Consider the following 13,153-nt stretch of genomic DNA (forward strand, 5'->3'; position numbering starts at 1 on the left):
CTACAGGGCCACGCGTTTGCGGTTGTCCGACGACACCCGGTCGATCAGCTTGTTGTACGGATCGAAGCCGACTTCGTACGGTGGCGCATCAACCACCACCGTGAGCTTGGGATGCTCGGCAGTGATGTGGTGGCGCTGCAGGTACAACACCTTCTCGTCCGCTTCCTCGCCCGAGGGGCCGCGTGCGAAGACGCCGACTTCGATCCAGTCGTCGAGCTTGCCCGCGGTCTCCTTGCCCTTGCCGTCGGCGTAACGCTTGGCGGCGAACAGATCGAGGGTAACTTCGTACTTGCCGTCGGCGCGCTTGTGCGCCGTCGCCTCCTGCACGCGGTTGTCGTAGAAGCTGATCTTCTCGAACAAGTCGGTGATCAGCGTGCGCTGTGCCGCCGTCGCCTCCGCACGCAGGTAGTCCAACAGCTCCGCCGAGGTCGTGTACGGCGGCTGCTGGTAGCCCTTGTCCTGTAGGAACTTCTTCAGCGCGCGGTTGAGTGCGGCCTCGCCCATTTCCTCGCGCAGGCGGTAGAACACCAGCGAGCCCTTCTGGTAGTGGATGTACTGCTGGTTCTCTACGCGATACAGCGGCAGCTCTTCCAGACGCTCGACGCCGCGCCCGGCCAGGTACTGGTCCAGCTCGGTCTTGAGGAAGCGGCGCATATGGTCGCGGCCGTACTCGCGCTCCATCACCATCAGCGCCGAATACTGCGCCAGCGATTCGGACAGCACGGTGGCACCCTGCACGTTGCCGCCGATCACCTGGTGCGCCCACCACTGGTGCGCGACCTCGTGCGCGGTGACGTAGAACACGTAGTCGACCGCGTTCTTGTCGCGCAGGTCGGCGATGAAGCCGATCGATTCCGAGTACGGGATGGTGTTGGCGAAGCTCTGCGCGAAGCTGGAATAGCCCGGGAACTCCATGATCCGCACCTGACGGTGCTGATAGGGAGTGAAGTTGGCTTCGTAATAAGCCAGCGACTTCTGCACCGCCTGAATCATCCGGTCCACGTTGTACGGATGCTTGGGATCGAAGTAGATCTCGATCGGGATCTCGCCATTGACGCCGTGATAGCTGCCCTTGCGAACGTCCCAACGCGCCGACAGGAACGCATAGAAATTCAGCATCGGGCGATCCATTGCGTAGCGGAAGCAGCGCCGGCCGTCACGGGTGAATTCCTGCTGCAGGTAGCCCGGCGCGAGCGCGGTCTGGTCCGGCGCCGTGCAGATCGTGGCGTTGAAACTGAGCCAGTCGGCATCGTCATCGATATACGGATGCGAGCGCGCCGCAACGTCCTCCAGCTTCGGCATGCGCGTCACCGGGCCAAGCCCACGCTTGCGCCGCTCGTTGCGATCTTCGATCTGGCCGCCTTCGTTGTAGCCGAACGTCGGGAACATGCGGTTGTTGAAGAAGCTGCCGTTCTCGACGATCCGGGTCTGCGCCACCTGATTGGTGATCCCATTCGGATGGAAGTCGAGCTTGAAGCGCACCGTGCGCTCCTCGCCCGGTTGCAGCGGACGGTCGAGCCGATAGATGCGATAGCCCAGCGGCTCATCGTGCTTGACCAGTCTGGCGCCGCCCATATCGATCGACGCCATTGCACGGTCGTCTTCCATCTGTACGTGCACTTCATTGATCGGCTTCGCATGCGGGTTGCGCACCTTGTAGGTGCCATCAACACGCAACGACTGCGTCTCCGGTCGCAGATCGACGTCGACGTTCACCGCGGTGATCTTTGGCTGCGGCAGGCCCTTGTACTTGCCGTATTCGCGCTCGTAACGGGCCTGCAGATCGAGCATCTGGTCCGGCGAGGTGAAATCGTTGCGGATGTTGGTATTCCAGTAGAGGAACCCGCCCACCGCCGCGAACGCCAGTACACAGACCGCAAGGCCAGCACCCAGACGACCGGAGAGGCGCTGACGGGCCAACACGAAACGCTCGCGCCGGTTGCCACCTACGCCACGCACCCAGAACGCTGCAGCCACCAGCAGCAAAGCCAGCAGGAACACGCCCCAATATCCCTGGAACCACAATTGCGCCGACAGGAAGTGGCCGTAGCCGTTCATGTCCGAATACGGCGCGATCGGCCAGTTGCCGAAGTTGTACAGATTGTGGGTGAAGTCGAGCATCCCCAGCACGTTCTGCAGGATCAGCACGACGATCAGCGCGGCATAGCCGATGAACTTGTTGTTGCAGAACACCTGCAGGCACAACGCCATGCCCCCCATCAGCACGTAGACCACCGAGTCGAGCAGTAGCGTCTTCGCGTAGACCAATGGCTCGAGGTTCGTGTATCCCTTGGCCAATTGGATCAGCATTGCGGTGACCGCACCGACCAGCTGGAACGAGACGATGACGGCGATGAGTGCGGCGAACTTCGCCAGCAACGGCACCCAGTTCGGCACCGGCAGCGCATCGCTCACCTCGCCGATCTTGGCGCCGCGCTCCTTCCACACCAGCTCGCCGGCATAGAACAACACGATGATGATCAGCAGGAAGCTATAGCTGCCCTGCAGCGCCGTCAGCATCTGCGAGGTCACCGGATAGATGCCGGTGTCGTACATGCTCTCGCGGAACAGCGCACTCGGGATGAAGTTGGCCATGCCGAAGGCCAGCATCACCAGGAACGGCACACTGCGGAACACACCGAACGTGTCGAATCGGAATTGGCGCAGGAACTGCTGCCATGCAGTCGCGCGACCGAAGTCGGGCGTGACCTTTGGCACCACCACCTGCGTGCGCGGAGCGGCCACGACCGACGCCGCCACTGCGACGGTCTTGCGGCCGAAGCGCTTGCCCGACGTGCCGGTGCGCTGGGTCTTGAACACCGCAAACGTCGCCGCGAACAAGCCCATCGCGATCGCGGTCCACAGTGCGCGGTTGGCGAGAATGTATCCGGCGATGGCCGGCAAGCCGTTATTGCGCTCCTCCGCCGACCAGTAGCGGATCGTGCGCGACATGGCGCGCAGGCCCAGCGGTTCCAGCAGCGTGGCGATCCAGACGTTGTCGACATCGCGCAGCAGCGCCGCACTGACTCCGTACAGAACGAAGAAGCCGATCACGCCCAGATACACCCACAGGATGCTGCGGGTGGCCGCCGCCAGCAGCGCCAGGATCGCGCCGGTGAACAGCAGGTTGGGAATCACGTACACCGCGAACACCCACAGGTACGGCTTCAGCGACACCGGTCCAAGCCGCGCCGGATCGATCCACGGCATGAACTGGGCGACGAAGATGCCGATCGCGATGACCACGTAGACCATCAGGCTGGCGGCGAGCGCCGCACCTATGCGACCGACCAGGTAATCGCGCTTGCGGATCGGGCTGGCGAAGAACAGCTCGGCGATGCCGTAGTCGAAATCACGCAGCAGCGCATTGCTGATGAAGATCGTGATGACGAGCATCCCGATCAACGTGAACAGCCCCATCCAGTTGACGATGACGGTGGGGGCGTTGCGGTACACGTTGCCAATGCCGCCGCCCAGCTGCACGGCGTCGCTGCCGGCCGCGCCGAATGCGAGCAGGGCAAACAGTCCGGCAATCAACCACAGCAATGGCGACCGCAGCTGCTCGCGCAGCTCGAAGGTAAAGAACTCACGAATCATGGGTGCGCTCCGTCAGGCCAGTTCGGCCCGCGCCACCGGCGCGGCGGCGGCGGTTGCGGTCGACGCATGGCCACCGCGGGCTTGCAGACGCAGGCGCTGGAAGTAGACGTCTTCCAGATCCGGCGCGACCTGCTCGAAACCGGCTTCCGGACGCTCGCTACTGAACACATGGATCACCGGATGACCCGCGACCAGACGCGTCGACAACACGGTGTGATTCGCTTCGTACGTCGGCAGGCTGGCCTTGGTGACCTGCTTGCGCCACACCTGATTCGCCAGCGCGTCGATCGCATCGCCGGGGCGCCCGGTAAGCAGCACCTGCCCCTTGTTCATGATCGCCATGTTCGGGCACAGGTCAGTGACGTCTTCGACGATGTGCGTGGACAGGATCACCGCGACGTTCTCGCCGATCTCGGCGAGCAGGTTGAGGAAGCGGTTGCGCTCTTCCGGGTCGAGGCCGGCGGTGGGTTCGTCGACGATCACCAGACGCGGATTGCCCAGCAACGCCTGCGCGATGCCGAAGCGCTGACGCATGCCACCCGAGTACGTGCCGAGCTTGCGCTTGCGCACGTCCCACAGGTTCACCTGTTTGAGCAGGCCTTCCACGACCTCACGGCGTTGCTTGCGCTGGGTCAGGCCCTTGAGCACGGCGAAGTGTTCCAGCAGATCTTCCGCGCTGACCTTGGGATACACGCCGAAGTCTTGCGGCAGGTAGCCGAGCTGGCGGCGCACCGCATCCTTGTCGCGCAACACATCGATGACTCCACCGTCCGCGCCTTCGAGCGCGACGCTGCCGCTGTCTGCTTCCTGCAGCGTGGCCAGCGTGCGCATCAGCGAGGATTTGCCGGCGCCGTTGGGGCCGAGCAAGCCGAACATCCCGCGCGGGATATCGAGCGTGACGTTGTTGAGCGCGTGGACGCCGTTGGCGTAGGTCTTGCTGAGCTGGCGGATGGTGAGCATCGGAACCCCTTGAAGATGGAGCCCGCGCGGGCGGGCCTGGTGCGTGACGGATGCGCACGACGGCGGATCGCGCCTTGCGACGCAATCCACGCAATACACATCACTGACTAACGCGCGGCAGGGCCCACTGCCGCGCGAAGGATGGCTACGCCTGTTCGAAGTCGAGCAACGCCGCGCCGTCCGCCACCAGGTCCCCGGCCTTGACCAGGAACTGCCGGACGACGCCGTCACTCGGCGCCAGCAGGGTATGTTCCATTTTCATGGCTTCCAGGACGAGCAACGCAGTGCCTTTGGTCACTGGGGCGTCCGGCAGGGCCAGCAACTGGACGATGCGCCCGGGCATCGGAGCGTTCAGGCCGCCGCCGTGTGCGGCAGCGCCGGTGGCGGTGGTCCGCAGGGGGTCGAGGAGTTCGAAGCGGTGGTGGCGACCGCGATGGAACAGATGTAGGTGCGCGCCGTCGAACACGGCTTGCGACGTGACGCGATGTTCGCCGAACCACGCCTGCAGGGTCGCGCCATCAATGCGGCCGCGCACGGTGATCGGCGTTTCGTCGCCCCGCGCAATGCGGAACTCGTCGCCACTGGCTTCGATGCGCACCGGGATCTCCTCGCCCGCACAGGCCAGCGTCAACGTGCGCGACGCGTGACCGCGCAGGCGCCAGCCGTCGTGCGCATCCCACGGCGAACTGCCATCGCCGCGTTGCGCTGCGCGCCGCCGCAGGATGAAGGCAAGGGCCGCCAACTGCTGTGCTTCCGCGTCGGCGGCCACTGGCGGCGCCAGCAAGGTATCGGCGCCGCGTTCGATCAGGCCGGTATCGAGGTCGGCCCGCGCGAAGGCGTCGTGATCGACCAGCTTCTGCAGGAAGTCGACATTGGAGGTGACGCCGACCACGTGCACGTCCGCGAGCAGGCGGCGCATGCGTTGCAGTGCGCGCTCGCGGTCCTCGTCCCAGACGATCAGCTTGGCGATCATCGGGTCGTACCACGGGGTGATGCTGTCGCCCTGCTCCACGCCGGTGTCGATGCGCACATGCTTCGACGCTGCCGGCACCGCGAAATGCAGCAACTCACCGGTCGAAGGCAGGAAGCCGCGGCTCGCGTCTTCGGCATACAGCCGCGCTTCCAGCGCGTGGCCGCGGATCGTCAGTTGATCCTGCGCCAGCGGCAGCGGCTGCCCGGCGGCGACGCGCAGCTGCCATTCGACCAGGTCGGTGCCGGTGATCAGTTCGGTCACCGGATGCTCGACCTGCAGGCGGGTGTTCATTTCCATGAAATGGAATTCGCCGTCCTGGCTGACGATGAATTCGATGGTGCCGGCACCGACGTAACTCACCGCCTTCGCGGCAGCTACCGCGGCGGCCGCCATGGCTTCGCGACGCTGCGGGTCCATGCCTGGTGCCGGCGCTTCTTCCAGCACCTTCTGATGCCGGCGCTGCACCGAGCAGTCGCGCTCGAACAGATGCACCGTGTTGCCATGGGTGTCGGCGAACACCTGGATCTCGATGTGGCGCGGGCGCACGATGTAACGCTCAAGCAGTACGCGCGCATCACCGAACGAGGCTTCCGCTTCGCGCTGGCACGAGGCCAATGCGGCGGCGAAATCCTCGCTGCGTTCGACCAGACGCATGCCCTTGCCGCCACCGCCCGCGCTGGCCTTGATCAGCACCGGATAGCCGATGGCATCGGCCTGCTGGCGCAGCAGCTCGGCGGATTGATCGTCGCCGTGATAGCCGGGCGTCACCGGCACGCCGGCCGCAGCCATCAACGCCTTCGCTGCGCGCTTGTCGCCCATCGCGCGGATCGCACTGGCGGGCGGGCCGATGAAGACGATGCCGCGCGCGGCACAGGCTTCGGCGAAGTCGGCGTTCTCCGACAGAAAGCCGTAACCCGGATGGATCGCCTGTGCACCGGTGCGCAACGCGGCGTCGAGCAGGGCATCGGCGCGCAGGTAGCTTTCGCGCGCCGCGGCCGGGCCGAGGCGCACCGCTTCGTCGGCCAGACGCACATGGCGCGCATCGCGATCCGCGTCGGAATACACCGCAACCGTGGCGATACCCAGGCGCTTGCAGGTGGCGATGACGCGGCAGGCGATCTCGCCGCGGTTGGCGATCAGGATCTTGTCGAACATGGCGCGGCTCACTAGTAGTGTGTTGAAAAGCGCCCAGGGCGCATTTCAAGCGGCTTACATGCGGAACACGCCGAAGCGCGTGTCTTCGATCGGGGCGTTCAGCGATGCCGACAGCGCCAGGCCGAGCACGCGTCGGGTCTGCGCGGGATCGATGATGCCGTCGTCCCACAGCCGCGCACTGGCGTAGTACGAATGGCCCTGCTGCTCGAACTGTTCCTGGATCGGACGCTTGAATTCGGCTTCCTGCTCGCCGGTCCACTGCCCGCCCTTGGCTTCGATGCCGTCGCGACGCACGGTCGCCAGCACGTTCGCCGCCTGCTCGCCGCCCATCACGCCGATGCGCGCGTTCGGCCACATCCACAGGAAGCGCGGCGAATACGCACGGCCGCACATGCCGTAGTTACCGGCGCCGAAGCTGCCGCCGATCACCACGGTGAACTTGGGCACCTTCGCGGTGGCCACCGCGGTGACCAGCTTCGCGCCGTCCTTCGCGATGCCGCCATTCTCGTACTTGCGACCAACCATGAAGCCGGTGATGTTCTGAAGGAACACCAGCGGAATGCCGCGCTGCGCACACAGCTGGATGAAGTGCGCGCCCTTGAGCGCGGCCTCGGAGAACAGGATGCCGTTGTTGGCGACGATGCCGACCGGATGGCCGTGGATATGCGCCAGGCCGGTCACCAGCGTGGTGCCGTAGCGCGCCTTGAACTCGTCGAACTCGCTGCCGTCGACCAGGCGCGCGATCACTTCACGCACGTCGTAGGACTTGCGCGGGTCGGCGGGGATCACGCCGTGCAGTTCCTGCGGATCAAAACGCGGTTCGACCGATTCGCGCAGGCGCAGACGACCCTGCTTCTCCCAGTTGAGCCCGGAGACAATCTCGCGCACGCGCGCCAACGCGTGCTGGTCGTCTTCGGCGAAATGGTCGGCCACGCCGGAAATGCGCGTATGCACATCGGCGCCGCCCAGCTCTTCCGCACCGACTTCCTCACCAGTCGCCGCCTTCACCAGCGGCGGACCGCCGAGGAAGATCGTGCCCTGCTCGCGCACGATCACGGTTTCGTCCGACATTGCCGGCACGTAGGCACCACCGGCGGTGCACGAGCCCATCACGCAGGCGATCTGCGGAATGCCGGCCGCGGAGAGATTGGCCTGGTTGTAGAAGATGCGGCCGAAGTGGTCACGGTCCGGGAAGACTTCATCCTGCATCGGCAGGAATGCGCCGCCGGAGTCGACCAGGTAGATGCACGGCAGACGGTTCTGCAGCGCGACTTCCTGTGCACGCAGATGCTTCTTGACCGTGACTGGGTAATACGTGCCGCCCTTGACCGTGGCGTCGTTGCCGACGATCACGCACTCCACGCCGCTGACGCGGCCGATGCCGGCGACCATGCCGGCGCACGGCACGGCGTCGTCGTACATCTCGTGTGCGGCGAGCGGCGCGATCTCGAGGAACGGCGAACCCGGATCGAGCAGCGCGTCGATGCGCTCGCGCACCAGCAGCTTGCCGCGCGCCTTGTGCTTCTCGCGCGCGGCTTCGTTGCCGCCGAGCGCGATCTTGTCGTTGAGGTCGCGCAGATCATCGACCGCTGTGCGCATTGCCGCGGCATTGGTCTGGAAGGATTCGCTGCCGGTATGCAGCTGGCTGGAGAGGACGGCCATGGCGTCAGGCCGTCTGCTGGAACAGCTCGCGGCCGATCAGCATGCGGCGGATTTCCGAGGTGCCCGCGCCGATCTCGTACAGCTTGGCGTCGCGCCACAAACGGCCGGTCGGGAATTCGTTGATGTAGCCGTTGCCGCCGAGCACCTGGATCGCCTGACCGGTCAGCCAGGTGGCCTTTTCCGCGGCATAGAGAATCGCGCCCGCGGCGTCCTGACGCGTGGTGCGCCCCTTGTCGGCGGCCTTCGCCACGGCATACACGTAGGCACGGCACGCGTTGAGGCCGACATACATGTCGGCGAGCTTGGCCTGCATCAGCTGGAAGGTGCCGATCGGCGCGCCGAACTGCTTGCGCTCATGCACATACGGCAGCACCTGGTCCATCGCCGCCGCCATCAGGCCCAGCGGACCGCCGGACAACACGAGCCGTTCGTAATCCAGGCCCGACATCAGCACGCGCACGCCACCACCGATGGTGCCGAGCACGTTCTCGACCGGCACTTCGCAATCCTCGAAGACCAGTTCGCAGGTGTTCGAACCGCGCATGCCCAGCTTGTCCAGCTTCTGCGCGGTGGAGAAACCCTTGAAGCCCTTCTCGACAATGAAAGTGGTGATGCCCTTGGAACCGGCGGCGGGATCGGTCTTGGCATAGACGACGAGCACGTCGGCGTCCGGGCCGTTGGTGATCCACATCTTGTTGCCGTTGAGCACGAAGTGATCGCCGCGACGCTCGGCACGCAGCTTCATCGACACCACGTCGGAACCCGCGTTCGGCTCACTCATCGCCAGTGCGCCCACATGCTCACCGGTGCACAGGCGCGGCAAGTAGCGCGCCTTCTGCTCGGCGCTGGCGTTCTTGCGCAGCTGGTTGAGGCAGAGGTTGGAATGCGCGCCGTAAGATAGGCCGATCGCACCGGAAGCGCGCGAGATTTCCTCCATGGCGACGACATGCGCGAGATAACCCAGGCCACTGCCGCCGTACTCCTCCTCCACCGTCATGCCCAGCAGGCCGTATTCGCCGAGCACGGGCCACAGCTGGTTGGGGAAGACGTTGTCGTGGTCGGCCTTCTCGGCCAGCGGCGCGATCTCGCGGGCGGCCAGGGCGGCGACGGACTCGCGCAGGGCGTCGATCTCTTCGCCGAGGTCGAAATTCAGGGTGGGGACGTGCATGGCGGACTCCGCTGGACTGGCCGCATGGCTCGGCCATATTGGATAGCCAGCCTAGCCCAACCGGGCCTAGAAGTGAATCTGTTTTCATAATTTGAACAGGGAGTCATTCTTTTGGCTTATAAGCGTTCGGACTTGATGGAGCAGCGCATCGCGGCCAACCGCGACCGCATCCTCCAGGCCACCCGCAAGCTGGTCGCGGTCGGCGGCTTCCGCGAGGCCCAGATCGCCGCGGTCGCGGCCGATGCCGGGGTTTCGACCGGGCTGATCTACCGCTACTTCCCGTCCAAGGCAGAACTATTTGTCGAGGTGCTGACCGCAGCGGTCGACGGCGAAGTCGAGGTGCTGCGGGGGATCGCCAAAGGCCAGGAATCTGTGGCCGAGCGGCTGGGCATGGCGATCGACTCCTTCGTCCATCGCGCGATGGCGGGGCCCTGGCTGGCCTACGCCTTCATTGCCGAACCGGTGGACCCCGAAGTCGATGCCGAACGCATCCGGGGGCGCCGCCGCTTCTGCGAGGTGTTCCGCGACCTGCTGCAGGAAGGGATCGAGAGCGGTGAGTTCGCCGAACAGGACGCCGACGTCACCGCAGCCTGCATCGTCGGCGCGTTCACCGAGGCCCTGGTCGGGCCGGTCGCACCGCAGCTGAAGAAGGCGCAGGACGCCGACCGGCTGGCGGCGTCGATCCGCGAGGTCTGCCTGCGTGCGGCCGGCAGCATGACGGCAACGCAAAAAAAAGCCCCGGCCTGAAGCCGGGGCTCTGAGGGTCCTGCTAGTTACGGATTAGAACGTGACGCTCCAGCTGTTGATGTAGCCGGTGTCCTGGCCCGCGTTGTCGATCACACGCAGCTTCCAGGTACCGTTCAGCGCTTCGGTCGAGACGTCCTTGGTGTAGGTCTCGACGATGTTGTCGGCGCTGCCGCCGGTGTTGCTGCGCAGGTTGTAGACCGTGCCGTCCGGAGCGATCAGGTCGAGCTTCAGGTCGCCCACGTAGGTGTGCACGACATTGACCGAGATCGATGCGTTCGTCGGACCGTTGCCGGTACGGCCGGACACGGTGATCGGGCTGCTGATGCCCGTCGCGTTGTTGTCCGGGATGCTGTAGTCGGCCGCGTTGCTGTAGGTCTGCGCGCCGCCGCCACCGCCGGCGGTGTAACTGCCGGTCAGGCTCATGCCCGAGTACGCGGCGTAGCCCTTGATCAGCACGTAGTAGGTACCCGCCTGCGCCGTGGCGATGTTGCAGGTCTCGGCGGTGGTGCTGCCTTCGGACTTGCAGTCGTACACGGTGGTGCTCGGCTGCGCGCCGAACTTGACGTACATGTCGGCGTCACCGGTGCCGCCCGCGGACACGAACTTCAGACCGGTCGCGCCAGCCGGAACGACCAGGCTGTAGGTCTGCGACGAACCGGCTGCACCGGACAGGCCGGTCTTGGCCACGCCATTGGTCAGCACGTTGGCGTTCGGGTCGACGACCGTGACCGAACTGGTCTTGGTGTTGGTCGCACCGGCGTTGTCGGTGACCGTCAGCGTGACCGTGTAGGTGCCGCCCGCGGTGTAGGTCTTGCTCGGATTGGTCGCCGTCGAGGTGGTGCCGTCGCCGAAGGCCCACGAACGCGCGGTGATGCTGCCGTCGCTGTCGGTCGAGCTGTCGGTGAACGACACCGTGAGGCCGTTGACCGAGGAGCTGAAGTTCGCCACCGGATTGCTGTTGCCCGGCACGCCGCCGCAACCGGCCGGAACCGCACCGGCATTGACGCCCACGGTGTTGAACGCAGCAACGACGTCCTGGCCGCTGTAGCCCAGGTCACACGCCGCCTTCACAACGCCCTGGGCGCCCGTGGCGAACGTGGCAGTGCTGGCCCAGTAGTCACGGTTGGCGCGCTGGAACGACAGCCATGCGGTCTTGGTGTTCCAGCCGTTCATGTGGGCCAGGTTGTAGAACGCCTTGTTGTACACGCCCGAGCACAGGTGCGGGTCGATGCTGGTGTTGTACTGGCTGGCGTTGGCGATCGACTGGCCGTCCCGGGTGGGATCGTCCATGTAGCGCAGTGCGCCGGCGCTCTTCTTGATCTCGGCGCCCACCATCCAGTCGACGGTGCCGTTGCGGTCGTAGTACTCGGCCGCTTCACCGGACATGTCCGAATACGCTTCGTTCATGCAGCCGGCCTGGCTGTTGTAGTAAGGGCCCAGACCGGAGTGCTGCTCGGTGAAGCCGTGCGACACTTCGTGCGAGCTCACGTCCAGGCTGACCAGCGGATAGAACGAGGAGCCATCGCCGTACACCATGCCGGTGCCGTTCCACGCCGCATTGTCCCAGCTGTTGGCGTAATGAACGGCCGACATCAGCTTGCCGGCGATCGGAGTCGCGCCGGTCCAATCCCGGTACATCTGCATCACGACGCCGGTGTTGTGCATCACGTCGTTGATCGGCGAATAACCGCCGTTGATGGTCTGGAAGGTGTTACGCGGGCAGGTGTACGAGTACGCGGCAACGTTGTAGTTGAACGCGCCGGTGCTGGTGTTGCCGGTATGGTTCGCGTTGATGACCTTGACGTCGGCATTTTCCATCGAGCACGTGGTGCCGCTCTGGGTCACGTCCAGGAAAGGCTTGCCATTGCTGCCGTATTCGTACTGCCCCATCTTGGCGTTGCCACCAGGGCCCGTGCCGACCAGGTCGGTCTGCAGGTTTTCGTACTGCGCCAGGACGCGGCCGTTGAGGGCGTCGATCAACACGATCGGACGCGACAGCGAATCGCGACGCGGCGTGTCGGCGACGAAGTCGACCGCGTAGGCCAGACTTGCACGACCTGCAGCGTCCACATAGACCTGCAGCTCGACCTTCTCGTTGCCCACCACGGTGCGGTTGCCCAGCGCGGCGCGCTTGGCAGCGGCCAGCGCCTGTGCGCTGGTCAGGCGCGGCGTGGTCGAGGCGATATCGCTCGCCAGACCGTCGATCTTGCGGCCGAACAGCGCCTGCACGTTGCCCTGGGCGTCTTCGCTGACGACCAGGTTTTCACCGAAGATCGGCAGGCCACGGAACGTCTGCTTGTAACGGCGATTGACCGAGGGACCGCTGCGGTTGCTGGACTGCATCACCAGATACGAATCCTGCTCCACGCCAAGCAGCTGCTCATGGCGCGAGTGGTTCATCTTCGGCGCACCGGTGACCGCGATGCTCGCGGCGTACTGGCGGTTGAGCGACTTCAGATCGAGCTTGCTCAGCTCGACGCGCTTGGCAGCTGCAGCGTTACCACTGGCGAGCGCCAGCAGCGTGGCTGCGGCAAGCGCCTTCATTTGCAGATCGCGATTCACTTTCGACTACCTCGAATGATGGATGCACGAGGGGCGCGTACCGATGGGTCTACCTGCCTGCATGTCCCCTGCCCTACAGGCCGCCACCGCACGCGGGTTGTCCGCTGCGCCAGCGCGAAAAGGAAGCGGGGCTGCAGCCAGAAGCTGCAACCCCTACCACCAACAGACAGAACGCTGGGCGCGTCCATCCTTGGTGGCGAAGAAGTTGATGAGTCGCCGAAGAAGACGGCCCGCGATTGCGGGCCATCTTCGCTAGGTCAGGATCAGTTGACGCTGACCGCGCTCCACGCCGCGGCGACGGCGTTGTACTCGGCCGAGCCGTTGCCGTA

At 65.2% G+C, this 13,153-nt stretch carries 7 protein-coding genes; 1 reads left to right on the forward strand and 6 read right to left on the reverse strand.

The genetic code is table 11. From position 1 onward, the window contains the following. The 5 genes from ACYVGK_RS07080 to ACYVGK_RS07100 form a co-directional block, all read right to left on the reverse strand. Positions 1-3,597, reverse strand: a complete 3,597-nt coding sequence (locus ACYVGK_RS07080) for an ABC transporter permease/M1 family aminopeptidase (protein ID WP_460732635.1) — start codon at positions 3,595-3,597, stop codon at positions 1-3. Between the two features lie 12 nt (positions 3,598-3,609). After that, entirely contained in the window at positions 3,610-4,557 is a 948-nt protein-coding gene (locus ACYVGK_RS07085) for an ABC transporter ATP-binding protein (protein WP_460732636.1), read from the reverse strand. 145 nt (positions 4,558-4,702) lie between these two features. Next, positions 4,703-6,685, reverse strand: a complete 1,983-nt coding sequence (locus ACYVGK_RS07090) for an acetyl/propionyl/methylcrotonyl-CoA carboxylase subunit alpha (protein ID WP_460732637.1) — start codon at positions 6,683-6,685, stop codon at positions 4,703-4,705. A gap of 54 nt (positions 6,686-6,739) precedes the next feature. Next, a complete protein-coding gene (locus tag ACYVGK_RS07095) occupies positions 6,740-8,347 on the reverse strand; it encodes a carboxyl transferase domain-containing protein (protein WP_460732639.1) in 1,608 nt (535 codons plus the stop codon). A 4-nt stretch (positions 8,348-8,351) separates the two neighbouring features. Beyond that, positions 8,352-9,515 (reverse strand): isovaleryl-CoA dehydrogenase, encoded by a 1,164-nt coding sequence (locus ACYVGK_RS07100; protein WP_460732641.1) that lies wholly within the window; start codon positions 9,513-9,515, stop codon positions 8,352-8,354. A 111-nt stretch (positions 9,516-9,626) separates the two neighbouring features. Between ACYVGK_RS07100 and ACYVGK_RS07105 the strand changes: the two genes are divergently transcribed. Beyond that, complete coding sequence (locus tag ACYVGK_RS07105; RefSeq protein WP_460732642.1) at positions 9,627-10,262, forward strand: TetR/AcrR family transcriptional regulator; 636 nt, start codon at positions 9,627-9,629, stop codon at positions 10,260-10,262. A gap of 33 nt (positions 10,263-10,295) precedes the next feature. On the opposite strand, the gene ACYVGK_RS07110 is transcribed toward ACYVGK_RS07105, so the two are convergent. After that, positions 10,296-12,806: a M4 family metallopeptidase gene (locus ACYVGK_RS07110; RefSeq protein ID WP_460732643.1), complete on the reverse strand. Its 2,511-nt coding sequence runs from the start codon at positions 12,804-12,806 to the stop codon at positions 10,296-10,298. Positions 12,807-13,153: the final 347 nt, after the last annotated feature.

It is taken from the genome of Lysobacter tyrosinilyticus (assembly GCF_054779815.1).

Bases quoted from the DNA above. Each gene is read 5' to 3' on its own strand.
- ACYVGK_RS07080 (WP_460732635.1), bottom strand. From the start codon at position 3,597: ATGATTCGTGAGTTCTTTACCTTCGAGCTGCGCGAGCAGCTGCGGTCG.
- ACYVGK_RS07085 (WP_460732636.1), bottom strand. From the start codon at position 4,557: ATGCTCACCATCCGCCAGCTCAGCAAGACCTACGCCAACGGCGTCCAC.
- ACYVGK_RS07090 (WP_460732637.1), bottom strand. From the start codon at position 6,685: ATGTTCGACAAGATCCTGATCGCCAACCGCGGCGAGATCGCCTGCCGC.
- ACYVGK_RS07095 (WP_460732639.1), bottom strand. From the start codon at position 8,347: ATGGCCGTCCTCTCCAGCCAGCTGCATACCGGCAGCGAATCCTTCCAG.
- ACYVGK_RS07100 (WP_460732641.1), bottom strand. From the start codon at position 9,515: ATGCACGTCCCCACCCTGAATTTCGACCTCGGCGAAGAGATCGACGCC.
- ACYVGK_RS07110 (WP_460732643.1), bottom strand. From the start codon at position 12,806: ATGAAGGCGCTTGCCGCAGCCACGCTGCTGGCGCTCGCCAGTGGTAAC.